Origin of the sequence: Mycobacterium sp. 050128 (assembly GCF_036409155.1) — a bacterium.
In the GTDB taxonomy this organism is placed as follows: Bacteria; Actinomycetota; Actinomycetes; order Mycobacteriales; family Mycobacteriaceae; genus Mycobacterium.
Window position 1 is genome coordinate 1,097,148 of sequence record NZ_JAZGLW010000001.1, and the last position, 23,937, is coordinate 1,121,084.

General features: G+C 67.5%; 22 protein-coding genes and 1 pseudogene. 9 read left to right on the top strand and 14 right to left on the bottom strand.

All coding sequences use genetic code 11. The features are described 5' to 3' along the window. Positions 1-46: 46 nt before the first annotated feature. The 3 genes from SKC41_RS05325 to SKC41_RS05335 all read right to left on the bottom strand — a co-directional run bounded on the left by SKC41_RS05325 (position 47) and on the right by SKC41_RS05335 (position 3,542). The gene (locus SKC41_RS05325) at positions 47-985 is read right to left on the bottom strand and encodes a R2-like ligand-binding oxidase (protein WP_330976667.1); all 939 of its coding nucleotides are present in this window, start codon (positions 983-985) and stop codon (positions 47-49) included. Next, on the bottom strand, positions 982-1,683 hold the full coding sequence (locus SKC41_RS05330) for a TetR/AcrR family transcriptional regulator (protein ID WP_330976668.1): 702 nt from the start codon (positions 1,681-1,683) through the stop codon (positions 982-984). Before SKC41_RS05330 ends, SKC41_RS05325 begins: the two co-directional genes overlap by 4 nt. 149 nt (positions 1,684-1,832) lie before the next feature. Next, positions 1,833-3,542, bottom strand: a complete 1,710-nt coding sequence (locus SKC41_RS05335) for an acyl-CoA dehydrogenase (RefSeq protein ID WP_330976669.1) — start codon at positions 3,540-3,542, stop codon at positions 1,833-1,835. Between the two features lie 121 nt (positions 3,543-3,663). Here SKC41_RS05335 and SKC41_RS05340 point away from each other — a divergent pair, with 121 nt between their 5' ends. Genes SKC41_RS05340 through SKC41_RS05350 form a run of 3 tightly spaced genes read left to right on the top strand, consistent with a single transcriptional unit; the run spans position 3,664 to position 6,657 of the window. Further along, positions 3,664-4,644, top strand: coding sequence for a phosphotriesterase-related protein (locus SKC41_RS05340; protein WP_330976670.1), 981 nt, complete (start codon positions 3,664-3,666; stop codon positions 4,642-4,644). Then, a complete protein-coding gene (locus tag SKC41_RS05345; RefSeq protein ID WP_330976671.1) occupies positions 4,637-6,127 on the top strand; it encodes an AMP-binding protein in 1,491 nt (496 codons plus the stop codon). The genes SKC41_RS05340 and SKC41_RS05345 overlap by 8 nt, the downstream gene beginning before the upstream one ends. A gap of 50 nt (positions 6,128-6,177) precedes the next feature. Next, on the top strand, positions 6,178-6,657 hold the full coding sequence (locus SKC41_RS05350; protein ID WP_330976672.1) for a YbjN domain-containing protein: 480 nt from the start codon (positions 6,178-6,180) through the stop codon (positions 6,655-6,657). On the opposite strand, the gene SKC41_RS05355 is transcribed toward SKC41_RS05350, so the two are convergent. Beyond that, positions 6,654-7,775, bottom strand: a complete 1,122-nt coding sequence (locus SKC41_RS05355) for an acyltransferase family protein (RefSeq protein WP_442931665.1) — start codon at positions 7,773-7,775, stop codon at positions 6,654-6,656. The two genes, SKC41_RS05350 and SKC41_RS05355, sit on opposite strands and share 4 nt — an antisense overlap. A 153-nt stretch (positions 7,776-7,928) precedes the next feature. On the opposite strand from SKC41_RS05355, the gene SKC41_RS05360 reads away from it, so the two are divergent. Beyond that, positions 7,929-9,191: a DUF3068 domain-containing protein gene (locus SKC41_RS05360; protein WP_330976674.1), complete on the top strand. Its 1,263-nt coding sequence runs from the start codon at positions 7,929-7,931 to the stop codon at positions 9,189-9,191. A gap of 42 nt (positions 9,192-9,233) precedes the next feature. Continuing rightward, entirely contained in the window at positions 9,234-10,931 is a 1,698-nt protein-coding gene (locus SKC41_RS05365) for a hypothetical protein (protein ID WP_330978756.1), read from the top strand. Here the strand turns inward: SKC41_RS05365 and SKC41_RS05370 are convergent. Further along, positions 10,915-12,078: a glycosyltransferase family 4 protein gene (locus tag SKC41_RS05370; RefSeq protein ID WP_330976675.1), complete on the bottom strand. Its 1,164-nt coding sequence runs from the start codon at positions 12,076-12,078 to the stop codon at positions 10,915-10,917. The two genes, SKC41_RS05365 and SKC41_RS05370, sit on opposite strands and share 17 nt — an antisense overlap. A 42-nt stretch (positions 12,079-12,120) precedes the next feature. Between SKC41_RS05370 and SKC41_RS05375 the strand changes: the two genes are divergently transcribed. Continuing rightward, entirely contained in the window at positions 12,121-12,891 is a 771-nt protein-coding gene (locus SKC41_RS05375; protein WP_330976676.1) for a class I SAM-dependent methyltransferase, read from the top strand. A 41-nt stretch (positions 12,892-12,932) separates the two neighbouring features. Beyond that, the gene (locus SKC41_RS05380) at positions 12,933-14,402 is read left to right on the top strand and encodes an aldehyde dehydrogenase (protein WP_330976677.1); all 1,470 of its coding nucleotides are present in this window, start codon (positions 12,933-12,935) and stop codon (positions 14,400-14,402) included. Between the two features lie 122 nt (positions 14,403-14,524). Here the strand turns inward: SKC41_RS05380 and SKC41_RS05385 are convergent. After that, a pseudogene (locus SKC41_RS05385) lies at positions 14,525-14,776 on the bottom strand (enoyl-CoA hydratase-related protein); the annotation flags it as partial. A gap of 238 nt (positions 14,777-15,014) precedes the next feature. Between SKC41_RS05385 and SKC41_RS05390 the strand changes: the two are divergent. Together SKC41_RS05390 and SKC41_RS05395 are read left to right on the top strand one after the other, a co-directional pair. Next, entirely contained in the window at positions 15,015-15,146 is a 132-nt protein-coding gene (locus tag SKC41_RS05390) for a hypothetical protein (RefSeq protein ID WP_330976678.1), read from the top strand. Positions 15,147-15,232: 86 nt separating this feature from the next. After that, entirely contained in the window at positions 15,233-15,811 is a 579-nt protein-coding gene (locus SKC41_RS05395) for a TetR/AcrR family transcriptional regulator (RefSeq protein ID WP_330978757.1), read from the top strand. On the opposite strand, the gene SKC41_RS05400 is transcribed toward SKC41_RS05395, so the two are convergent. From SKC41_RS05400 to SKC41_RS05435, 8 genes are all read right to left on the bottom strand, one after another. Continuing rightward, complete coding sequence (locus SKC41_RS05400; RefSeq protein WP_330976679.1) at positions 15,808-16,104, bottom strand: hypothetical protein; 297 nt, start codon at positions 16,102-16,104, stop codon at positions 15,808-15,810. The two genes, SKC41_RS05395 and SKC41_RS05400, sit on opposite strands and share 4 nt — an antisense overlap. A 17-nt stretch (positions 16,105-16,121) precedes the next feature. Next, on the bottom strand, positions 16,122-17,657 hold the full coding sequence (locus SKC41_RS05405; RefSeq protein WP_330976680.1) for a class I adenylate-forming enzyme family protein: 1,536 nt from the start codon (positions 17,655-17,657) through the stop codon (positions 16,122-16,124). Positions 17,658-17,726: 69 nt separating this feature from the next. After that, positions 17,727-18,506, bottom strand: a complete 780-nt coding sequence (locus SKC41_RS05410; RefSeq protein WP_330976681.1) for a crotonase/enoyl-CoA hydratase family protein — start codon at positions 18,504-18,506, stop codon at positions 17,727-17,729. Positions 18,507-18,645: 139 nt separating this feature from the next. Further along, a complete protein-coding gene (locus SKC41_RS05415; RefSeq protein WP_330976682.1) occupies positions 18,646-20,055 on the bottom strand; it encodes a WS/DGAT/MGAT family O-acyltransferase in 1,410 nt (469 codons plus the stop codon). Between the two features lie 44 nt (positions 20,056-20,099). Continuing rightward, entirely contained in the window at positions 20,100-21,305 is a 1,206-nt protein-coding gene (locus SKC41_RS05420; protein WP_330976683.1) for an alpha/beta hydrolase, read from the bottom strand. Between the two features lie 112 nt (positions 21,306-21,417). Continuing rightward, positions 21,418-21,936 (bottom strand): hypothetical protein, encoded by a 519-nt coding sequence (locus SKC41_RS05425; protein ID WP_330976684.1) that lies wholly within the window; start codon positions 21,934-21,936, stop codon positions 21,418-21,420. A 1-nt stretch (position 21,937) separates the two neighbouring features. After that, the gene (locus SKC41_RS05430; protein ID WP_330976685.1) at positions 21,938-23,182 is read right to left on the bottom strand and encodes a molybdopterin-dependent oxidoreductase; all 1,245 of its coding nucleotides are present in this window, start codon (positions 23,180-23,182) and stop codon (positions 21,938-21,940) included. Next, a complete protein-coding gene (locus SKC41_RS05435) occupies positions 23,179-23,835 on the bottom strand; it encodes a class I SAM-dependent methyltransferase (RefSeq protein WP_330976686.1) in 657 nt (218 codons plus the stop codon). The genes SKC41_RS05430 and SKC41_RS05435 overlap by 4 nt, the downstream gene beginning before the upstream one ends. Positions 23,836-23,937: the final 102 nt, after the last annotated feature.

The window sequence follows — 23,937 nt, forward strand, 5'->3', positions numbered from 1 at the left end:
GACGGATTCGAGAGGATTCCGGTGCGCTAGGCCCACACTCGGGGCTCTAATGGATGCCCGCCAGCACCTTCTCGTCCTCCTCGGCGAAGGTGTCTTCGAGCTGCAGCGGTGAGTAGTCGAGGTCGATCTCGCCGAGCGGGCGGCCGCGGGCGCTGGAGATGGTGCCGAAGCGGCGCATGCCCTTGTCGGACGCGTACTGCATGGAGTCGTCGGCCGACAGACCGAAGGGCATCGGATCGTAGAGGGCGAAGCCCTCCTCGATCAGCCGCAGTCCGAGCGGCATCAGCTCGTTCATCCGCGTTTCGAAGACACCCCAATTGGCGTCGTCGGCGGCGACGTGGCGCCGGCAGGTGAAGGTGCCCCACGCCATGTGGCGTCGCTCGTCGTCGCCGATGCGCCGGACCAATTCCTGCATGCCGGGCAGGATGTCGCGTTCCACGCAGATCTTGTGCCAGAGGTAGTAACCGGTCAGCGCCAGCATGCCTTCGACCATGTGGTTGTAGGTCACCGACGCCCGAATCTGGGCGGCCGGAGAGGCGTCGAGCGTCAACGCGCTCAGGCACGCCGGCAGCTCCTCGTAGAAGATCGTGCGGTAGGTCGGCACGTCGTCGATAAGGTTGTTCAGGTCCTCGGTGACGCCGACGGCGTCGAGCCACATCCGGAACACCTGAACGTGCTTGGCCTCCTCGAAGGCGAACTGCGTCAGATACATCTCGTCGCCGAGCCGGCCCTCGGCCCGCATCGCGGCCATGAACGGCTGGATGTCCTGGGTCACCGATTCCTCGCCGGCGATGAACTCGGCGCACAGCAGGGTCGCGTAGCTGCGTTCGTCGTCGGTCAGGCGTTCCCAGTCTTCCCGATCGCGAGAGAAGTCGATGTCGGCCGGATCCCAGAATTTCGCATTGCCGCCCGCAAAGAGCTTGAGCGGCAGGCTATCCCAGTTGAGACCGCCTTGGGACATTGAGCCGATTCGGGTTCGATTCATGTGACCTCCTCAGATCGCAATGGGGCTGGGTTAACGGAGGCATTCGGTGTGGCCGGCAACGCCGCGAATGCGGATGCCAGAGCGGCGACGAGCCTGCGCACGGCCAGCGCCGGCTGCTCGGGGCTGGGCTCGTCGAGCCCGAGGATGGGGTCCAGGCCGCGCATGTAGGGGGCCAGCGCCAGGTGCGGAAAGATCAGCAAAAGCAGCGACAACAGCACGTCGGTGTCGGCGTCGGCGCGCAGGTCGCCGCGGGTCTGGGCGACGCGCACCAGCGGCCGCAGCACCTCGAGGTAATGACGGTGGATGACGCTGCGCACACTGACGCGGGCCTCGGTGTCGACCTCCAGGGTGGCCGCGGCGTGCAGCGACCGCTCCCGCGGATGCTCGGCGAAGTAGGCGACCCAGCCGTCGAGGAGGTCGGTGAGAAAGTCGAAGAAGGGGCGGTTGGGGTCGAGCACGCGGATCATGTCTTCCATGTAGACGCGCACCCGCTGGCTGCCGATGTCGGCGATGAACGCGAACAGGTCGCGCTTGTCCGCGAAGTACTGGAAGAGACTGCCCTTGGCGACGCCGGCCCGGCGCGCGATGACGTTCAGGCTGCCGCCGGAGAATCCGTGCGCCCCGAATTCGGCCTCCGCGGCATCGATGATCGCCTCGCGACGAGCGGGGTCGACCCGCGCCCATGTCACCGTCGGCATCACGCCTCCTTGCGTTGAATGACCACTGGTCATACTACTGTGAGACAGCTCACAGTCAAGACCTCAGTCTGCCTCAGGCGCTGCCGACTAGCCCGGCCAGCCGGGCGCTGGGTCTCGAACGCCCGGCTAGCGGGGCGTTCGAGCAAGAGCTATGGCCGCATCTGGTAGGCGCCGTTGATCGGCAGCACGTGTTCCTTCCAGACCTGGTCGTAGCGCGCCTGGTCGAACATCGGGCGACGGATCATCCGCATCGCAAACGCGGCCTGCGCGTCGGTCGTAGCGCGCTTGTCCGCCAATTCGACGGCGTAGCTGTTGAAGTCGCGGACCAGCACGGCGAAAATCTCGTCGATCAGCGCCTCGTCCACTCCCGACAGTGGGGCTTCCTCCAGGATCAGCTGGGCGTAGGGCACCGTCGCGAACAACTGGCCGACCCCGAACGCGAAGTCAATATCCTTCTGCTGCACCGCATCTGGTGTCGCGCTGGCCAGCATCTCGGCCAGCACGTCGATCTGCTCGCGCAGCAGCGCGACGTTGGGCAGATGCGCGAAGCTGTCGAACGGCGCGCGCCAATCGTGGAACCCGACCTTGCCCAATCCCCCGGTCGGGCCCTGGTTGAACAGGAACGCGTCGTCGGCGGCTTCGTCGCGGCGCCCGATCAGCGGCAGCGCACCGTTCGGCGCAAACAGGTAGTTGGGCATGAACTTGGCCAGCAGCCCGATGTTGATGTGAACGGTGCCTTCCAGCCTGGGCAACAGTCCGATCTCGCGGGCCATCGCCTCGAACATGGTGTCCTTCTCCACACCCTTGGCCGCGATCACGTCCCACAGGGCGGTGATCACCCGCTCGCCCTCGCTGGTGATCTTGGCCTTGGTCAGCGGGCTGTACAGCAGGTAACGGCGGTCGTCGGCCGAGGCGCTGCGCATGTAGTCGCAGGCGCGGGTGGCGACCAGCTTCATCGCGATCAGTCGCGTGTAGGCGTCGGTGAGCAGCCGGCGCACGTGGCTGAAGTCGGTGACGACGGTCCCGTACAGGTAGCGGTTGGACGCGTGGGTGACCGCCTCGTACATGGCGTGGGTACACATGCCGACCGCGCCCCAGCCGAGGTTGTACTTGCAGACGTTGACGGTGTTGAGCGCGGTGTGGAAGGCCTCGGGGCCGCGGTGCAGCAGGTCGGCCTCGGTGACCGGATAGTCGTGCAGCGCGTAGTTGGCGACATAGTTCTGCGAGTTGACGACGTTCTTCTTCAGCTCGTACCGGTCGTGCTGGGAGTCGGCGACGAAGAACACGTACTCGTCTTCTTGTCCTGGAGGGCCGGCGATCTTGCCGAAGGTGGAGACCATGCGGGCCGCGTTGGCGTTGCCGATGTAGTACTTCTCGCCGTTGGCGACCCACCCGTGCTCGGACGGCGTCAGGATCATGTCGGTCTGGTAGACGTCGGCGCCGTGGCTCTGCTCGGACAAGCCGAAGGCGAACACCTCACCCTGCTCCAGCTGGGCGGCGGCCTTGCGCTTGGCGTCCTCGTTGTCGCTCATCCAGATCGGGCCCAGGCCAAGGGCCGTGACCTGGAAGGGGTACCAGTAGTTCAATCCGTAGAAGCCGACGATCTCGGCGAACTCGCTGATCCGGTAGGTGTCCCAGCGGCAGTCGGCGGCGCCGTACTCGGAAGGGGTCAGCAGCGAGGCGAAGATCCGCTCCCGGCCGATGTGGTCCAGGAAGTCGGAATACCAAACCCGCGCATGGTCGTCGGCCTTGAGCCGCGCCTTGCCCCGGGACTCGAAGAAGTCCACGGTGGCGGCCATGATCTCCCCCGAGCGAGCGTCGGGGTATTGACGGTTCAGGTGGTTGGGGTTGAGCAACATGCGGCAGACGGTACGCCGATGTGCGGGGTCGCGGTATCAGCCCGCGGTTAGCTGGGAAATCCGAATTGTCGTCGCAAACTGCCTCTGTCGGATGATTGCGGCCCGGCCTAGCATCAGCCACGTGTCCGAACTAAATACCGCGCGCGGATCCATCGATACCGCCGATCTCGGCGTGACGCTCATGCACGAGCACGTCTTCATCATGACCACCGAGATCGCGCTGAACTATCCCGATGCCTGGGGCGACGAGGAAAAGCGGGTGGCCGACGCGATCGCCCGGCTCAACGAGCTGAAGTCGCGGGGCGTGGACACCATCGTCGACCTCACCGTGATCGGGCTGGGCCGCTACATCCCACGCATTGCGCGAGTGGCCGCGGCGACCGATCTGAATATCGTTGTGGCGACTGGGCTTTACACCTACAACGACATCCCGTTCCGGTTCCACTACGAGGGCCCGGGCGGCATGCTGGGCGGCCCGGAGATCATGACCGACATGTTCGTGAAGGACATCGAGGAGGGCATCGCAGATACCGGCGTCAAGGCCGGAATCCTCAAGTGCGCCACCGACGAGCCGGGCATCACCCCCGGCGTTGAACGCGTGTTGCGCGCGGTCGCCCAGGCGCACAAGCGCACCGGCGTGCCGATCTCCACGCACACCCACGCTGGGCTGCGGCGCGGGCTCGAGCAGCAGCGCATCTTCGAAGAGGAGGGCGTGGACCTGAGCCGGGTGATCATTGGCCATTCGGGCGACAGCACCGACGTCGGTTACCTCGAAGAGCTCGTCGCCGCGGGGTCCTATCTCGGAATGGACAGGTTCGGCCTCGACGTGATCTCACCGTTCGAAGAACGAGTCGGCATAGTGGCGCAGATGTGCGAGCGCGGGCACGCCGACAAGATGGTGCTCTCGCACGACGCCAACTGTTACTTCGACGCGCTGCCCGAAGAACTCGTCCCGCAGATGGCACCGAACTGGCACTACCTGCACATCCACAACGACGTGATCCCCGCCCTGAAAGAGCGCGGCGTCACCGAGGAGCAACTGCACACCATGCTGGTCGACAACCCGCGGCGCATCTTCGAGCGGCAGGGCGCATATGAGTGAACCGATCCCGCCGATCGGTTCGCAGATTTCCGCGCTGGCCGAACTCGGTCCCGACGAGCCGGCGGTCACCTGCGACGGCGTAACGCTCACCCGCGCCGAACTCGACCGGTCGACGAACCGGTTGGCGCGCGCCTACGCCGAACGCGGCGTCGGCGTCGGCGACTACGTGACGATCTTGCTGCCCAACTCCGTCGAGTTCGTGCAGGCAGCGGCGGCGTGCTGGAAGCTGGGCGCGGTGCCGCAGCCGTTGTCGCCGCGACTGCCGACCGCGGAGTTGCAGGGCCTGCTGGACCTGCGGCCGCGTGCCCTGCTGGTCGGCGCCGAACACCCTGAAATACCAAGCGTGGTAAAGGGTTTCATCCCCGATGCGGCATTATCCGATGCGCCGCTACCGGAGGCGGTGTCACCGACGTGGAAGGCGATGGGGTCCGGCGGCAGCACCGGGCGGCCCAAGCTGATCGAAGCCGGCGTCGACAGCCGCCTCTCACCGCTGGCGGCCTATGCGATGGGCGCTCAAGACTGCGACACCACATATGTTCCGGTGCCGCTATCCCACAACACCGGGATCACGGTGGCGGCACTCGCGCTGATCATGGGCCACCATCTGGTGCTGACGGATCGGTTCGACCCGCACGAATTCCTGCGCGTCATCGCCGATCACCGCGTCACCTTCATGGTGACGGTGCCGACGATCATGCAGCGCGTGCTGCCGGTGTATCAGGCCGACCCGGGCGCCTACGACCTGTCCTCGATCCGGCGGTTCTGGCATCTGGCGGCGCCGTGCCCGCCGGCCATCAAGCAGGCCTGGATCGACCTGCTCGGGCCCGAGAAAGTCTGGGAGTTGTACGGCGGCACCGAGTTACAGGCGCTAACCTTCATCTCCGGCGAGCAGTGGCTGGCCCACCCGGGCTCGGTCGGCGTCGTCGTCAGCGGCGAGATGACGGTGCTCGACGACGACGGCAACCCCTGCCCGCCCGGCGTCGAGGGGGAGATTTACATGCGGCCGGCCCCGGGTAGCGCGCCGACCTACCGGTATATCGGGTCGACGGCGAAATCCCACGACGGCTGGGACTCGCTGGGCGATCTCGGCTACTTCGATGCCGACGGTTTCCTGTATCTGTCGGACCGGCGGGTCGACATGTTCACCGTGGGCGGCCGCAATGTCTATCCCGCGGAGATCGAGAGCGCGCTGTCGGCACACCCGGAAGTGTTGTCCTGCTTGGTCGTTGGCATCCCCGACCCGAACGCGGGCGATCTGGGACAGGTGCCCTACGCGCTGGTGCATACGACCGACGACTCGACGCTGGATGCCGCGGGGGTGCAGGAGTTCCTGCGCGCCAACATCGCGGGCTACAAGGTGCCGCCCACCCCCGACTTCATCGAATTCGTCGACACCCCGCTGCGCGACGACGCCGGCAAGGCCCGACGCTCGGCGGTGCGGGCCGAGATCATGGCGCGGTTGCCGGCCGCCGAGGCGAGCTGACCGCGAACACACCAAGAATCCTCCAAGGCCCCGGCTCCACGATCAGGGTCATGAAAATCGAGCCGTTGAGCCCGGAGCTGATCGAACGCTATCTGCGATCGCACCAGTTGCGATTTTTCCGCAGCGACGACGGCACGGAATTCCTGATGGTGCTGTCCCACTATCAGCGCGGCAAGCTGCACGTGAACCTGCGGATCAACGGCTTGCGGCCCGACATCCTGGAGATCTCGGTCAGCCCCGCGGGGTACTACCAAGCCAGCGAGCGCCCGCGCCTGATGGAACTGGTCAACGACTGGAACCGCGACAACCACTGGCCCAAAGCGTTTGTCCGCGAGACCGCGCAGCCCAGCCATGTCAGCGTGGTCGGGGAGAGTGCGTACCTGCTGACCGACGGCATCCACTTGGCGGGGCTGGGCCACTTCATCAGGTCCACCGTCGAGTACGGCACCGACCTGATCGAGAAGATCGAGCAGGCCGCCAGCCTGCCGTCCGCGGACGCACTGGAAGAGTGGATGGACCGCACCGGCTAGGGCGCGATCGCATCCGCCTCGGCATCTATCACCGCAGCGGTCGGCTTCTCGCGTCTCTCCCAGCGGCGCAACGCTTCCCGGCACGGCGATTCGACCAGGGCGTAGCTCACCGCCGCGATCGCGAAACCGAAGACCAGTGTCAGCACCAGCACCGTCGGCATGTTGCCGGTGAACGGGAACGTCCCGACCACCGGGAACACCATGGCCAGCGCGGCCAAATGCCAGATGAACAGGCCGTAGGACCAGCGACCCAGGGTGACCATGCCGGCACTGCCCAGCAGCCGGTGCCGGGTGGTGATCCGGTCCAGCACCAGCGGTGCTACCAACGCGAACGCGACGATCGATCCCATCGAGGTCTTCACCGCGAACTGCGCCGCGGTCCCCGGCGTCAGTCCCTCCGGACCCGCCAGCGGAGAGGCGGCCACCAAAAACGCGGCCAGCGCGATGGCGGCCATCAGCATCCGCCGGCGCGCCAACCGGTGCGGCAGCCCGATCGGGCTGTGCACCCACTCGGCCAGCAGCATGCCCGCGGCGAACCAGGAGAAGAAGGCCGGCGGCCAGTTCAGCGGATTGCCGGACGCCGAGTGCCCGGAAAAAAGAGGAAGCCAACCCCACCCCCAGCTGAGCGCTCCCAGCGCGGCGATCGCCGGCACCCGGGCGCGCACCGGAATGCGGCGGGCCAGCAGCGCGAGAATCGGCAGCGCGAGATAGAAGGTGACCTCGACGGAGAGACTCCACATCTGGGTCAGCCCACCGGTGAGGGTGAGCGGCACATAGATCTGGGTGAGGGTCAGGTTTGCCAGCCAGACGGTAGGGCTGGCGTGGTCCGCGTCAGGCAGCAGGGTGAGGATCACGACGACGGCCACCAGATAGGCCGGCATGATGCGGACCACCCGCGATCGCAGGTAGTGGCCGATGGACGGACCCCTGAAACCGTCGGGTCCCGGCTCCCTCACCGCTGCCGCGTGGCCACGCCACAGCAGGAACCCCGACAGCGCGAAGAACACCGCCACGGCAAGGTCGAAGCGGCCGAACAGCCGGCCGTCGACACCGCTGGAGTGGCCGGTCTGGAAGGCCACGTGCGTGATGACCACGCCCATGGCCGCGCAGGCGCGCATACCCTCGACAGCGGGCAGGAAGCTGCGAGTTCCGCCCGCCTGGTCGCCATCGGTCACGATCACAGTCTGCCCGCGCTCTGTTACCTGCCGAATCGGGTACTGCTGTTAGGGTCGAACGGATTTGCCTAGAGCATTTAGGGAGGGCACAGCAACGTGAACCGAGCGGTTATGTTGCGGTTCGCCGCATGCGGAATCATCGGACTCGGGGCTGCCCTGCTGATCGCCGCGCTGCTGCTGTCGACCTACACCACCAGCCGGATCACCAAGATCCCGCTCAACATCGACGCCACGTTGGTCAGCGACGGCACCGGAACCGCGCTCGACTCGGCGTCGCTGTCCAGTGACCACGTCGTCGTCAACCAGAACGTGCCCCTGGTTTCCCAGCAGCAGATCAGCGTCGAGTCGCCGGCCAACGCCGATGTGGTCACGCTGCAGGTCGGCACCTCGCTGCGGCGCACCGATCGGCAGAAGGACACCGGGCTGCTGCTGGCGATCGTCGACACCGTCACGCTCAACCGCAAGACCGCGATGGCCGTCTCCGACGACACCCACACGGGCGGCGCCGTCCAGAAGCCGCGCACCTTCAACGACGAGAACCCGCCCACCTCGATCCCCGTGCGTCACGACGGGTTGTCCTACCGCTTCCCGTTCCACACCGAGAAGAAGACCTACCCGTACTTCGATCCGGTCGCGCAGAAGACCTACGACGTCAACTACGACACCCAAGAGGACGTCAACGGCCTGACCACCTACAAGTTCACCCAGAACATCGGTTACAGCGCCGACGGAAAGCTGGTGGCGCCGGTGAAGTACCCGTCGCTGTACGCCGGCGACGAGGACGGCAAGGTGACCACGTCCGCGGCGATGTGGGGCATCCAGGGCGGCGACCCGGCCGAGCAGATCACGATGACCCGCTACTACGCGGCGCAACGGACCCTCTGGGTGGACCCGGTCTCGGGCACCATCGTCAAGCAGACCGAGCACGCCAACCATTTCTTCGCCCGTGACCCGCTCAAGCCCGAGCTGACGTTGGCCGATTACAAGGTCACCTCCAACGAAGACACCGTGGAATCCCAGGTGAATGCGGCCCGCGACGAGCGTGACCGGCTCGCCCTGTGGTCGCGGGTGCTGCCGATCACGTTCACCGCGGTCGGCCTGATCGCGCTGATCGGCGGTGGGTTGTTCGCGTCGTTCAGCCTGCGGACCGAGAGCGCGCTGACCGACCCGGGCCTGGACCGCGGCGACGAGGAGTTCTTCGGCCGCAGTGGGCTCGAGGAACGAGTGCCCGGCGCCGAAGCCGAGACCGAGAAGCTGCCCGCGCAGCACTCCGAATCGGATGACGATCCGCCCGGCTCCGATCCGCCGCACGGCACGGCCGCCGAGCCGAATCCGCCCGGCCCGCCCGACCGGGACTAGCCCGCGGTTGCGCCGACGGTGACCGCGCCATGGCGCCGCGCGGTGCAGTGGTCTCTTCCCGGGTATGCGTTGGCCCTGGCGTTGCTGGTGCTGGCGCCCTTGCTGCGGCCGGGGTACCTGCTGCTGCGCGACGCGGTCTCCACGCCGCGGTCTTATCTGTCCGATACCGCCCTGGGCTTGACCGCTCCGCCGCGGGCGACCCCGCAGGATTTCGCCGTGGCGCTGGCCTCGCACCTGGTCGACGGCGGCGTCGTGGTGAAGGTGCTGCTGGTCGGAGGGTTGTGGCTGGCGGGCTGGGGCGCGGCACGGCTCGTGGCCACCGCGCTGCCCTGCGCCGGCACGCCGGGCCAGTTCGTCGCGGTCACGCTGGCGATCTGGAATCCCTATGTCGCCGAACGACTTCTGCAGGGGCACTGGAGCCTGCTGGTCGGTTACGGCTGCCTGCCGTGGGTGGCGACGACGGTGCTGCGCCTGCGATCAGGCGAGCCAGGCTTTTGCGCGTTGGCGTTCTGGATCGCGCTGGCCGGGCTGACGCCGACCGGGCTGATGCTTGCCGCGACGGTGGCGCTGGTCTGCGTCGCCGCACCGGGTGCGGGCCGGGCCCGCTGGCGGTGCGCGGCGGCGGCGTTGGGTGCCGCGCTGGTGGCGGCGCTGCCGTGGCTGGTGGCCGCGGCGACGGGCCCGTCGCTGTCCACCCCCAAGGCGGCGAGCGCGCTCGGCGTGCTCGCCTTCGCGCCGCGCGCCGAGCCCGGCCTGGGCACGTTGGTCAGCCTGGCCAGTCTCGGCGGTATCTGGAACGGCGAGGCCGTACCCAGTTCGCGGGCAACGCTTTTCGCGCTGATCTCGGCTCTGGTGCTGCTGGGTGTGGTGGCGGCCGGGGCCCCGACGGTGCTACGTCGTCCGGCGGTGGTGCCGCTGCTGGTGCTCGCGGCGGTGTCGGTGGTGGTACCGGCCGCGCTGGCCACCGGGCCCGGCCTGCACCTGCTTTCCGCGGTGGTTGACGCGGCGCCCGGGCTGGGCGTGCTGCGCGACGGGCAGAAATGGGTCGCGCTGGCGGTGCCCGGCTACGCCCTCGCGGCAGCCGGCGCGGTGGTGACGCTGCGGCGCTGGCTGCATCCGGCGGCCGACTTTGCCGCGGCGCTGCTGGGGTGTCTCGCGCTGATCGCGGTGCTGCCCGATTTGGCGTGGGGGGTGGGCGACAAGGTCGCGTCGGTGCACTACCCGCCGGGGTGGGCCGCGGTGGCGGCGGCGATCAACCGCGCGCCCGCGCCGGTGGCGGTGCTGCCCGCGGGCTCGATGCGCCGCTTCGCCTGGTCGGGTCCGGCGCCGGTGCTGGATCCGCTGCCGCGCTGGCTGCGCGCCGACGTGCTGAGCACCGGCGACTTGGCGATCTCCGGACGGGTGGTGCCCGGGGAGGGCAACCGCGCCCGCGCGATCCAGGAGCTGCTGCTGTCCGGGCCGTCGCCGCCGGATTTGGCCCCGGCCGGCGTGGGCTGGCTGGTCGTCGAATCGGACAGCGCCGGCGATATGGGCTCGGCCGCGCGCACCTTGGGCGCGCTCACACCGGTGTTCCGCGACGGCGAGTTGACGCTGTACCGGATCGGCGGTGACGCCGCCGGGGTTTCGTCGGCCCGGCGCACCGCCACGCTGATCGCGCACCTGGCCTGGCTGGGGATGCTGCTCGTGGGCGGCGGCGGCGCGCTGGTCGGCGCGGTCTGGCGCGTTAGACGACGCCGCTGACGAACTGCCCGGCTTGGACGGCTTCCAGCACGGCACGCATCGCGTCGGCGCTTTGCGCCCAGGAGAACTCACCGCTGCGCGTCTGCGCCTTGACCCCGAGCTGATCGCGCAGCACCGGATCGCACAGCAGTTCTTCGAGGCGGTCCACCAGCTCGGCGCGGTCGTCGACCAAGATCCCGGTCACACCGTCGACGATCGAGTCCGTCAGGCCGCCCGAGCAGCGGTAGCCGATCGTCGGCACCCGGTGCTGTGCGGCCTCGACGACCGCCAGGCCCCAGCCCTCTTTGCGGGAGGGCAGCACATGCACCCAAGCCCCTTGCAGCACATGGTGTTTGGTCACGTCGTCGACATGGCCGTGGAAAGTCACCGCGTCGCTGATGCCGAGGCTGCGGACATGGTCGACGAGGCGCTGGCGCCACCAGCCGTCGCCGACGATGTCCAGATGCAGTGCCGGTAGCCCCGGAACACGCCGCCGCAGCTCGGCGACCGTCTCCAGCGCGTCCTCGATCTGCTTGTGCGGCACCAGCCGCGAAAGCACCACGACCCGTGGCACGGCCGAGCGCGGGCCTTCCAACGACTTCGCCGGCGCCTCGTCGAGGCCGTTGCGCACCACAGCGATCCGCTCGTTGTCGGCGCCCAGGGCGACCAGGTCACGCGCCGACGGCAGCGACACCGTCAGGTACTGGTTGCGCCGGTGCAGCCGCGGCGACAGCCACGACTCGACGAACCAACCCAGCCGGCCGAGCACCGGCCCGGCCACCGGCCACTGCTCGCGGTGGCAGTGATGGACCAACACCACCACGCGGCGGCCATAGAGCAGCCGGGCGCAAAACGGCAAACCGTTCTGCGAGTCGACGACCACGTCGGGGCGCACTCGCCGCAGCGGTCCGAGGCCCACCCGGGCCGCCGCCATTGCCAGCAGGGCCCACACATAGACGGAGTAGCGACCACCCGCGCGGGTGATCCGCACGCCGTCGACGAGTTCGCGGCGCGGAGCGCCCGGATACCGGGCGGTGCGCAGGGTGACCGAGACGCCCGATGCGGCCAGCTGCGCGCCGATGCGCTGTAAGTAGGCTTCGCTGCCGCCGCCCTGCGGGTGGCCGGTGTCGCGCCAGCACAACAGCAGGACGGATCGCAGATGAGACATCACCGGCCAGCCTAGCTGGCACCGTCCGTAGGGTTGCCCGTTGTGGCCGTCACTGACATCTTCGCGCAACGGGCCACGCTGTCGCGCTCGGTGCGGTTGCTGTCCGAGTTCCGCTACGAGCAGCCGGACCCGGCCCGGTTCTACGGCGCCCTGGCCACCGATACCGCGGCGATGGTCGGCGAACTGTGGCTGGCCGCGCGCGCAGAACCGCTGGCCGGCCGGATACTCCTCGACGTCGGCGGCGGGCCGGGCTACTTCGCCGAAGCGTTCACCGCCGCCGGCGTGCACTACCTGGGTGTCGAGCCCGACCCGAGCGAGACGCACACCGCCGGGCCCGTTGCGCGGCACGCGGCGGACTCGTTCGTCCGGGCGTCGGGCATGGCGCTGCCGTTCGCCGACGACTCGGTGGATATCTGCCTGTCGTCCAACGTCGCCGAACACGTGCCACGGCCGTGGCAGCTCGGCGCCGAGATGCTGCGGGTGACCAAGCCGGGCGGGCTGGCCGTGCTGTCCTACACCGTCTGGCTGGGCCCCTTCGGTGGGCACGAGATGGGTCTGACGCACTATCTGGGCGGTGAGCGCGCAGCAGCTCGTTATGCGCGCAAACACGGCCATCGCGCGAAGAACGACTACGGGTCGTCGTTGTTCGCGGTGTCCGCGGCTGCGGGGCTGAGCTGGGCCGAGAACACCGGGGCGCTGCTAGCCGCATTCCCTCGCTACCACCCGCGATGGGCCTGGTGGCTGACGTCGGTGCCGGTACTGCGCGAGTTCCTGGTCAGCAATCTCGTGCTGGTGCTTTCACCCCGAGAATGAAACATGTTCTCGTTTTGCTCTCGCTTATGTAGGGTGGCGCCATGGGCGACATCAAGACCGAATACGACAAGCTTTTCATCGGCGGCAAGTGGACGGAGCCGTCGACCTCTGAGGTGATCGAGGTGCACTGTCCGGCCACCGGCGAATACTTCGGCAAGACGCCGATGGCGGCGGCGGCAGACGTCGACGCCGCGGTCGCCGCGGCTCGCGCCGCTTTCGACAACGGCCCCTGGCCCGCCACGCCACCAAAGGAACGCGCGGCCGTCATCGCCAACGTGGTCAAGCTGATGGAGGAGCGCAAGGAACTACTGAGCGCGCTGCTCGCCGGGGAGACCGGCCAGCCGCCGACCACCATCGAAACCATGCATTGGATGGGCTCGATGGGCGCGATGAACTTCTTCGCTGGCCCGGCAGTCGATCAGGTCAAGTGGCGCGAGATCCGCAACGGCTCCTACGGGCAGACCATCGTGCACCGCGAGCCGGTCGGCGTGGTGGGCGCGATCGTGGCCTGGAACGTGCCGCTGTTCCTGGCCGTCAACAAGCTGGGCCCCGCGCTGCTGGCCGGCTGCACCGTGGTGCTCAAGCCCGCCGCCGAAACCCCGCTCACCACAAACGCTTTGGCGGATATCTTCGCCGAGGCCGGCCTGCCCGAGGGCGTGCTGTCGGTGGTGCCCGGCGGTATCGAGACCGGCCAGGCGCTGACCTCCAACCCGGACGTCGACCTGTTCACCTTCACCGGCAGCTCCGGCGTCGGCAAGGAGATCGGCCGTCGGGCCGCCGAGATGCTCAAGCCGTGCACGCTGGAGCTCGGCGGTAAGTCCGCGGCGATCCTGCTCGAGGACGTCGACCTGGCCTCGGCGATCCCGATGCTGGTGTTCTCCGGGATCATGAACACCGGGCAGGCCTGCGTCGGCCAGACCCGCATCCTGGCGCCCCGCTCGCGCTACGACGAAATCGTGGAAGCGGTAAGCCAATTCGTGCAGGCGCTGCCGGTCGGTCCGCCGTCGGACCCGGCCGCCCAGATCGGGTCGCTGATCTCGGAGAAGCAACGCGCACGCGTCGAGGGCTACATCGCCAAGGGCATCGAAGAGGGCGCCCGGCTGGTGTGTGGGGGTGGCCGTCCCGAGGGCCTGGACAACGGCTTCTTCGTCCAGCCCACGGTGTTCGCCGACGTCGACAACAAGATGACGATCGCCCAGGAGGAGATCTTCGGGCCGGTGCTCGCCATCATCGCCTACGACACCGAAGAGGATGCGGTCAAGATCGCCAACGACTCGGCCTACGGCCTGGCCGGCAGCGTGTGGACCAGCGATATCCCCAAAGGCATCGAGATCTCGGAGAAGATCCGCACCGGGACGTACGCCATCAACTGGTACGCCTTCGACCCGTGCTGCCCGTTCGGCGGTTACAAGAACTCCGGCATCGGCCGCGAGAACGGACCGGAAGGTGTCGAGCACTTCACGCAGCAGAAGAGCGTGCTGATGCCGATGGGCTACACCCTCGAGGCATAAGGTTTCCGCGCCGAGTGTGCACTCACTGCGAGATTTCGGCCATTTATTCGCAGCCAGTGCACGTTCGGCGCTGTTAACGGCCTTGGAAGTGGGCGTCGCGTCGCCGAAGGGGTAGATCCCGCGATGCCCGGGCCGACGTCGGCGAGATCCAGGCCGGCGGTCAGCTGGTCCCCGTGCGCGAACAGCACCCCGGCCCGCACCGCGGCGTCGGACTCCAGCAGCGCGTAGGCGCGGGAGAGATCGGCGAGCATCGCACGGTCGAACGAGTTGCGTTTATGCGGTCGATTCAAGCCGATCAGCAAAACGTGGCCGTCGCGTTCCAGGGTCACGGTGTCGAGATCGGGAAGGATCTTATCGGCAGTGTTGTTGTGCATGTGTGCCATGCCACAGTGAACCCCACAACCGAAAATTATGCAATAAGGCATAATCCTTACGGTTTGCTCAGCTTAAGCTCACCGCGAGTAAATGACGTAGGTCACACATTTCCCGTGGTCTGCGAGTTTAGTTCCACTAACAACTTGCTTAGTAGACCGATGCCTTATATGATTCTCAGCATAATCATGAGCCGCCGGCCCCGGCACATGACAGCACCCCTAGGCCGGGAGAAAAACCATGTGGATCATCGAACTCAACGTCGCCGGCTATCAATTCACCCGCGAGGTGCCCGACCTAAAGCGCCCGTCCTTCCGTTTCAGCCCGCGTAATATGCACTGGCCGGTATCGCGGCATCCGCACGCTGCATGACGTCAGCCCTAGGAGGTACGAGAGTGCCGATCAGCGACGTCGAACCCCGACCTTCGTCGACGAAGCGTGGCGGCACCCGCACCAAGATGCTCGTCAGCGCCGCCGAGGTGATGCGTGAGCGCGGAGCCGCCGGCGTCACGATCGACGCCGTGCTCGCCCGCAGCGGCGCCCCCCGCGGCTCGGTTTACTACCACTTCCCCGAAGGCCGCAATCAGATCCTCAGCGAGGCCCTGCGGTATTCGGGGGATGCCATCACCGCCACCATCGACGCCGCCGCCGACCACGGCGCCCGCACCTTGTTGCGCGAGTTCATCGAACTCTGGGAGCGTCTGCTGACCGACGGCGACTTCCTCGCCGGCTGCCCGGTGGTCGCGGCCGCGATCAGCTCGGACGAAAACGATCAGGACCTGACCAGCGAAGCCGGCATGATCCTGGGCCGGTGGTGCACGGCATTGACCCGGGCGTTTGCCAAAGACGGCTTCAACGACGACGACGCCGCCTCGCTGGCAGTGACCTCGATTTCAGCGCTCGAAGGCGCGGTCGTGCTGGCCCGCTCGACCCGCTCGGTGCTCCCGCTCAGCCAGGTCGGCGAGCAGCTCGAATTCCTGATCAAGGCAAGGGAATTCGTCACCCGCAATGGGATGCCGGGCAAGCAGGACGGCTAGTCGCTCGCCGGAAGCGGCTTGACCTCTTTGAGTGCCAGCGGAGTCGCACCGATGCTCAGGCTCCCCGCGCCCGGTTTGGTCACCAGCACCTCGGCGCCGGCGTCGTCGACATAGCGCTTGCCCATCACGGTGCCCTCGGCGAAAGCCGGGTCGAGTTCGCCCGAGCGCTCGCCGCCGATCGGCACCATCGGCGCCCCGCCGCAGCGCAGATCGTCGAGGCTGTCGGAGCTCCTGACGACGATCACCTGGGTGTCACACACCTGACTGGTGAGGCGGGTTCCGTTCTTGATCATGATTTTTCGTCCTCTACTTACTGCTCGGCCGGTGCGGCCTGCAATCCTGCTAAATCTTCGATGATTTCCCGCCGCAAGACCTTGCCCGTGGGGGTGGTCGGCAACTCGTCGCGAAACACTACGCGGTCGGGGGTACGCGAACCGCGCAAAGCCTTTCGGACATGCTCCCGCAATTCCTCGGGATCGGGATCGGCACCGGGCCGCGGGACCACCACGGCGACGATCGCCTGTCCCCACTGCGCGTCTTCGACGCCGACGACGGCGACGTCGCGCACGTGCGGATGCTCGACGAGCACCTCCTCCAGCTCGGCGGGGGCGATGTTCTCGCCGCCGCGGATGATGGTGTCGTCACTGCGTCCGCCGATGAACAGGTAGCCTTCTTCATCTAGCATCGCGATGTCTTTGGTTGGGAACCAACCGTTTTCGTCGAGTACCGAGCCGATCCCGGTGTAGCGGCCGGACACCTGCTCGCCGCGCACGAAGAGCTCGCCGGTCTCACCGGCGGCCAGTACCTTGCCCTCTTCGTCGCGGATCTCGATTTCGATGCCGGGCACCGGCCGTCCCACCGAACCCAGCCGCCTGATCGCGGCCACGTCGGACGTTGAAAAGGCTGCTTGGGCCGCGCGGTGGTCGTCGGGCGTGAGCACCGCGATCGTCGAGCTCGTCTCGGTCAGCCCGTATGCGTTGACGAAGCCCACATTCGGCAACAGCTCGAGTGCCCGGCGAACCAGTGGCAGGCCGACCTTCGACCCGCCGTAGGCCAGGTTGCGCAGTGACGTCAGCTCGCGGGAAGTCTCGTCGCCCGTCTCGAGCACGGTGACGACGCGGTCCAGCATGGTCGGCACCAGCGTCGCGGTGGTCACATGCTCGGCGCCGATCAGCCGCACCCATTCGTTGGCATCGAAATTGGGCAGGTAGACCATCTTGCGGCCGGCGTAGAGATTCGACAGCGCGGCCCCGACACCGGCGATGTGATACGGCGGCACGCAGATCAGTGCCGCGTCTTGTTCACCGGCCGAGTCGAATTCGACGGTTCCGGTCACATAGCTGGTCAGGTTGTTGTGCGAGAGCTCGACAGCCTTGGGCTGCGACGTGGTGCCGGAGGTGAACAGCACGATCGAGACCGACTCCGGATCGGGAAACGCGAGCCCCTCAGCAGCGGGCTCGGCGCTGCGGGCGGCCGTCAGGAAGTCGTCGGAATCCATCACCCGCTTGGACGAATCGCCGAGCATGTCCTTGTAGCGACCGTCGACGATGACCAGGGGTTCGGGCAGCCGCTCGATCAGCGTCTGGATGCCCGCGGCGGACAACCGGTAGTTGAGCGGGGTGAAGGGCAGCCCGGCGCGTGCCGCGGCGAAGATCAGCACCGGCAGCATCGCGCCGCCGACGCCCACATAGGCCACGTGCTGAGCACCCGATTCCGCGATAACTCCGGCGCCGCCGTCGGCCAGATCGCTGAGCTCCTGCGTCGTCAGCCGGGTTTCGCCCGAGACGACGGCGGTGCGGTCGGGGTTGCTCGACACAGCCATCTCGAGAAGCAACGAAACGCTCATACTCGATCCCTCTGAATCCCAACCCTTTTGCGCCCGGACGCGGACTCTAAAAACATAGTGTATCGAATCTCAGGTGCCGGTCCACTGGGGAGCGCGCTTCTCGGCGAATGCGATCGCGCCCTCCTTCGCGTCGTTGGACGAAAAGACCGGAGCCAGCAGCTTGTTCTGCTCAGCGAACATGGTGTCCGGGCTCCAGCCGCGGGACTCCACAATGATCCGCTTGGTGGCGGCCACCGCGAGCGGCCCGTTGGCGGCGATCCGTTCGGCCAGATCGATCGCGGCGTCCAGCGCCTTCCCCGGCTCGGCCAGCACGTTGACCATGCCCAGGGCGGCGGCTCGCTCCGCGGAGAGGTTCTCGCCGGTCAGCGCCAGCTCCATCGCGATGGCCGACGGGATGCGCTGCGGCAGCCGCAGTAACCCGCCGCCACCGGCGACCAGGCCGCGCTTGACCTCCGGGATACCGAAGGCCGAATCCTTCGACGCCACGATCAGGTCGGTGGCCAGTGCCAGCTCGGTGCCGCCGGCCAGCGCGTAGCCCTCGACGGCCGCGATCAGCGGCTTGACCGGCGGACGCTCGGTGAATCCCATGCCGCGGCCCTCGACGATCGGCAGCTCGCCGCGGGCAAACGCCTTGAGATCCATGCCCGCGCAGAACGAGCCGCCCGCCCCGGTGAGGATGCCCACCGACAGACCGGGCTCCTCGTCGAGCCGATCGACGGCCGCCGCCAGGCCATTGGCCACCGCGGAGTTCACCGCGTTCTTGGCCTTGGGCCGGTTGATGGTGATGATCAGGATTCGGCCGCGTTGTTCGACCAGGACCTCGGGCTCGTTGGCTTCGTCGGTGCTCACGGTAGCTGCCCATCTCCTTCTAAGTCGGTGGCAAACCAGTGGCTGTTACCGACTGATGGTAGCCGCCGACGGAAATGGCATTGACACCAGGAGAGAGTCTCGTTACCAAATTTCGCCGGTGTTGCGACGGCCGGACCGGTCAGGCCGGGGCCATCGCGGCTTCGACTACCGTCAGCTCTTCGGAAAGCCCTGCAGCCCTGCGTAATTCGATGAAGTCGGCAACCATCGCCTCGGTCACCTCGTGCGGGTCCTTGACGGTGGCACCATCGGACAGCACCGAGATGTTGAGCTGGTCGACGTAGCTCCACACGGTGATGTTGAGTCCGCTGCCCGCGGTCAACGGCCCGACCGAGTAGATCTCGGTGACCTTGGCGCCGCCGACGCGACCATGCTCGCGCGGTCCGGGCACGTTCGAGATAGGCAGGTTCAGCACCTTGTTCTGGCCGTCGCGGCTGGACGCCCAGCGGAAGAACGACTCGGTGGCCAGTGGCGGCATGTAGTTCGACCACCGGCTGATCAATTCGGGGCCGACCAGGTGGAAGGCCTCTTTGGCGGAAACCGCGTTGTCGTGGCAGGCCCGCAGCCGCTCCAACGGATCATCGAGGTCGGCCGGCAGCGCGATCATCAACCCGGTGAAGTAGTTGCCCGATATCCGTTCGGGTGAGAAGTCGAAACTCGCCGGGACCGAAGCCAGCAGCGGTTCGGCCGTGCCGTCGTAACGCAACAGCAAGGTGCGCAACGCCCCGGTGGAGATGGCCAACACCACGTCGTTGACGGTCCCGCCGCACTTCTTGCCCGTCTCCTTGATGTCGGCGAGCGCCAGGGTGGCCGTCGCGAAACGGCGTTCCGGGGTGATCCGGTGGTTGAGGAAGGTGGGCGGCGGCGTGAAGGGCATGGTCAGCTCCGGCGAGAGCTTGCGTGAGCTGCGCCGGACCCGATTGACCCCTTGCGCCGTATAGCGGAAGGTCCCGGGCAGCTTGCGGGCCTGACGGAGGTGGTCGAAGAACGCCGAGCGCACCAATTGCGACTTCGACGGCGCGGGGTCGGTGACCTGCGGGCCGCATTCCGGTGTGGGCAGTAGGTCCATGCCCCGGGCCATCAGATTGGCCGAGGCGACGCCGTCGGCCAGCGCGTGGTGGATCTTGCCGACCACCGCGACCCGGTTGTTGGCCAGGCCCTCGATGAAGTACATCTCCCACAGCGGACGGTCGCGGTCCAGCGGGGTGCTGGCAATGCGCCCGATCGCGTCGTCCAGCTCGCGGCGACCGCCCGGCTCGGGCAACCGCAGCGGGCGGATGTGGTAGTCCAGGTCGACCTCGCAATGCTCGCGCCACATCGGATGATGGAACTTCCACGGGATGTCGACGAGCTGATAGGTGAAGGGCTCGAGCTTGTTCAGCCTGGCCCCAATGACCTGGCGAAACGAATTGACGTCGAAATCTCGGCGGTCCGGGTCAATCTCGACGACGGCGACCTTGATCGTGTGCATATGCACGTTCGGGGTCTCGCTGTACAGCAGTACCGAGTCCCAGCCGCTGAGCCGTTTCATCGCTGCCCCTTCCCCTCAAGCAGGGACCTTACTGAGCGAGTGAGCTAGATGACCTCTTTTGACCTGATCTGCACCTTGGTGCGGTAAATCTGGTTGAGGAACAGCGAAGTGGCATGAGCCGCCACGCCGGCGCGCTCGCCGTCGATCATGTCGAAGCCGTGTCCGGCCCCGGGCAACTCGAGGTACCCGACCATCGAATGCGAGGCCGCCCGCAGCCGCTCGACGAAGCTGCGCGCCTGCTCGACGGGGATGACGCTGTCCTTGCTGCCGTGAATCACCAAGAACGGCGGAGCATTCCGGTGCACCCGCGCGATCGGCGACGCGTCGCGGTACAGCTCGGGATGACGGGCGATCGACTTCTTGACGACCACCCGCTCCAGGAATTCGACGAACCGGTCACGCTCGGGGGTGGAGCGGTCCTCCCAGTCGTAGCGGCCGTAGATGCCGACCACCGCGTCTACCGAGCTGTCCGCGCCCTCCGGCAGCCTGTGCTCGAAGCCCGGGTCGTCGGGCGTCAGTCCGGCCAGCGCGGACAGGTGCCCGCCAGCCGAACAGCCCGCCACTGCAACGAAATCACGGTCGCCGCCGAACTTGTCGACGTTGGCGCGCGCCCACGCGATCGCGGTCTTGACGTCGGTGATGTGCCGCGGCCACCGGTGATAGGGCGCGACGCGGTAGTCGATCGCCAGGCACACCCAGCCCTGCTCCGCCAGTCGCGACATCAGGGCGGTGCCCTGCATCATGGCCCGGCCGTGCACCCAGGCGCCGCCCGGCACGAAGATCAGCACCGGGGCGGGCTGGGCCGGCAGATCCTTGCGCCGCCACACGTCCAGCACCTGCGCGGGGTGGTCGCCATAGTGGACCGCCCGGCGGTACAGGTAACGGCGCTGCCCCAACGCTTCCCAGATCGGCGGCTTCTTGTCGACCACCGGCCAGTCGAGCTCGAGGTCCGCGGCCGACACGATGCCACGCAAGGCCGCGACGGACACCTCATGCGTGCTTTCCCGGTCCCGGCGACGCACGTCGTTGATCCCCGGCGTCAGCCAGTCCTTCTTCAAGGTAGAGAAAGCCTCCGGTGCATGCCGCGCGCCCCAGACGCCCATCGCGGTCACACCACCCAGTGGTTCCAGGTGCTTACCCACCACCGGTAGCGAAGCGCTGGCAACGCTCAACGCCAGCGCATAGTCGGCGGGACGGGCCCGCAGCAACCATTTGAAACACGGTGTCATGCTCGGGACCCTCGCCGTCATGTAGGGGACTGTACCCCCACCCCGTCAGAGCAAACTGACGTTTGCGTAGAAGCGCGGAAGATGGTGCGAAATCGCCGCGCCGGATGTTTGCCAGTTCGCCGGATCTACTGCCCTAGACTGGGTTTTTGGCTTCGCTGGGCGAGGTGCGCCGACGCGCCGCCACGAGCCGGATTGTGTAGCAGATAGCGCTCAGCCCGAACATCGCCGCGGTGAGCAGCAGCCACCTGCCCAGGAAGGGCTGCTGGGTTTGTCCGGTCGCCGCCTGATACGTGGGTCTGCCCTGCTCGATGATGCCGGGCAAAAAGATCAGCAGCGTCAGCCCAGCCCCCAAGGCCGGCACTCGAATGTAGTTGCGGGCGAGCACGTTCGGGAGTTCGCGGGTCGGCCGCCAGCGTGCCCACAGCGCCCGGTCGGCCAACGCGTAGAGCGGGAAGAACAGCAGATCGTGAAGGACCACGGCGGCGGCGAACCAGACCGCGATCGACTGCCACCAGGTGCCGGAGTTCCACAGGGTCGCGGGTTTGAAGACGACCAGGATGTAGCCCATCAGCGCGAAGCCGGTCAGCATTGTCAGCAGATGCAGCGGATGTGATCCGTAGATCGCGGCGAAACGTGTTGAGAGTCTTGGCATCTCAACTGCCTTCGAATTCGATGGCGGCCACCCATTTGGTGTTGTGCACACCCGGCAGCGCGGGCACGATGATCCGGGCCGGATAGCCGTGGTCCAAAGACAAGTCGGCGCCGTTGACCCGCAGCGCCAGCAGCGCCTCGGGGTCGCCAATCTGGTTGGCTTGCAACGTCGCCTGCCCGAACGCACCGCCTCGCTGCAGGGAAATCACCCGGGCCGAGCGCGGCGCGGGTACACCGGCGACGCGGGCCAGCTCGGCCAGCCGGACGCCGCTCCAGGTCTGCACGGTCGACCATCCCTCGACGCACGCGATCGGCAGGCGCGCGGTGGTCTGCGGCATACCGGCCAGTGCCGCGCGGTCCAATGCGATCGGTGTGAGCCCGCCGCGCAGGACCAGTGACCAACTCTCGCCGACGCTTTCGCGGCTGATGCCCGCGGCGACCGCGGTCTTGTTGACCGGGAAATCACCCCGGCCTCGGCCACGTGGCAGCAGCAGGGCGGCGCCGCGGGAGGCCCCGCCGAGGGTCTGGCCGACGGTGAGGGCTGCGATCAGCAAGACACCGCTGCCGACCAACGCCAGGGCGCCGCGCCTGCTCATCGTCGGTTCGGCCGGGTCGGTGGCCACCAAGCCGTCGACATCGGGCGGCTCCAGACGGGTGTCGGCGCGGCCGGTGCGCAACACGTCGTGCAGTGACAGCGACCGTAATCCGGTGACCATCCGCGGCAGCTTGATCGCGATGTGCATCAGGAACCCGGTGATGAAGACCCACGCGCCGAAGTAGTGCGCGTCGTAGAAGCTGAACCCGAAGATGTAGTCGTACTGGATGTTCAGCACGCCGGTGACAATCTCGAACAGGATCCCGCCGACCAGCATCACCAGCGACACTCGCTCCAGCAGCGCAGCGGCCGACCGTGCCGGTGGCCAGGCGAACAGCCGCGGGATCACCGACCACAACTTGGCCAGTACAACCGGGATGATCACCAGTCCGAGACCCACGTGGATGCCCTGCGTCAAGCGGTACAGCCACGACGGTCGGGTGGGCCAGACGAACAACGGCAGTCGCAGCCACCCGACGTCCGCCGGGATGGCCTGGCCGAATTGCGGCGCGTAGGCGATATAGGACAGCAGCCCGGTGATCGTGATGATCGGCAGCGCCACCAACAGCACCAGCCCGAACACCGACGTCAGCCACGGGCCACGCAGCGGGCTCCGAAAATGGATGAGCAACCGGTCACCCAACCCGCTCATGGCGCGGCCAGGCTGGCGATCACCCGACCGCCGATCAGCCGAACGCCGGTCAACGTCAGTCCGACTTGGGCCGCCAGTGCGGCAGCGCTGTCCACCCCGACCGATGCCCAGCGGAACCACGGCCCGACATCGCAGGCCGACTCCAGCCGCACCCAGCGCGCGCGGATGCCGATGGCGTCGGCCTCGAATTCGGCCACGCAGCGCCCGCCGCGGCGCAGCAGCTCGGCGGCGCGCGCCAGAATCCGCCGCGGGTCTCCGCCCAGGCCGACATTGCCGTCGACCAGCAGCACCGTCTGCCACCGGCCCATGCCGGGCAGCGGCTCGAACACGTCGCCCAGCAGGGCCGGCGCGCCGACGCGCCCGGCCAGCCGGATCGCGGTCGCGGACCGGTCGATGCCGAGTGCGGGTATCCCCCGCTCAAACAGCCGCGCCACCAATCGTCCTGGCCCGCAGCCGAGCTCAATCGTCGGCCCGCTGCACATCTGGGTGACGGCTTCGTCGAAGACCTCGTCGAGGGCATCGACCAATCCGCCGTTCGGGGAGCACCGTGCGCCCAGCCAGCGGTGCGCCGGCAGCACCCGAACCTCGCCGTCTTCATGGCGAATCCAACACTGCTCGCCGGCGAGCGCCCGATCGTAGAGGTGTCCCAGCATGTCCGCCTTTCGCCTCGCGTCCGACCAGGGCGGCCCGTAATTCCGGGCCACTGGAGTGTTGCAACCGAACCCGCACACCACTGACACGGGCGAGGCCAGCGT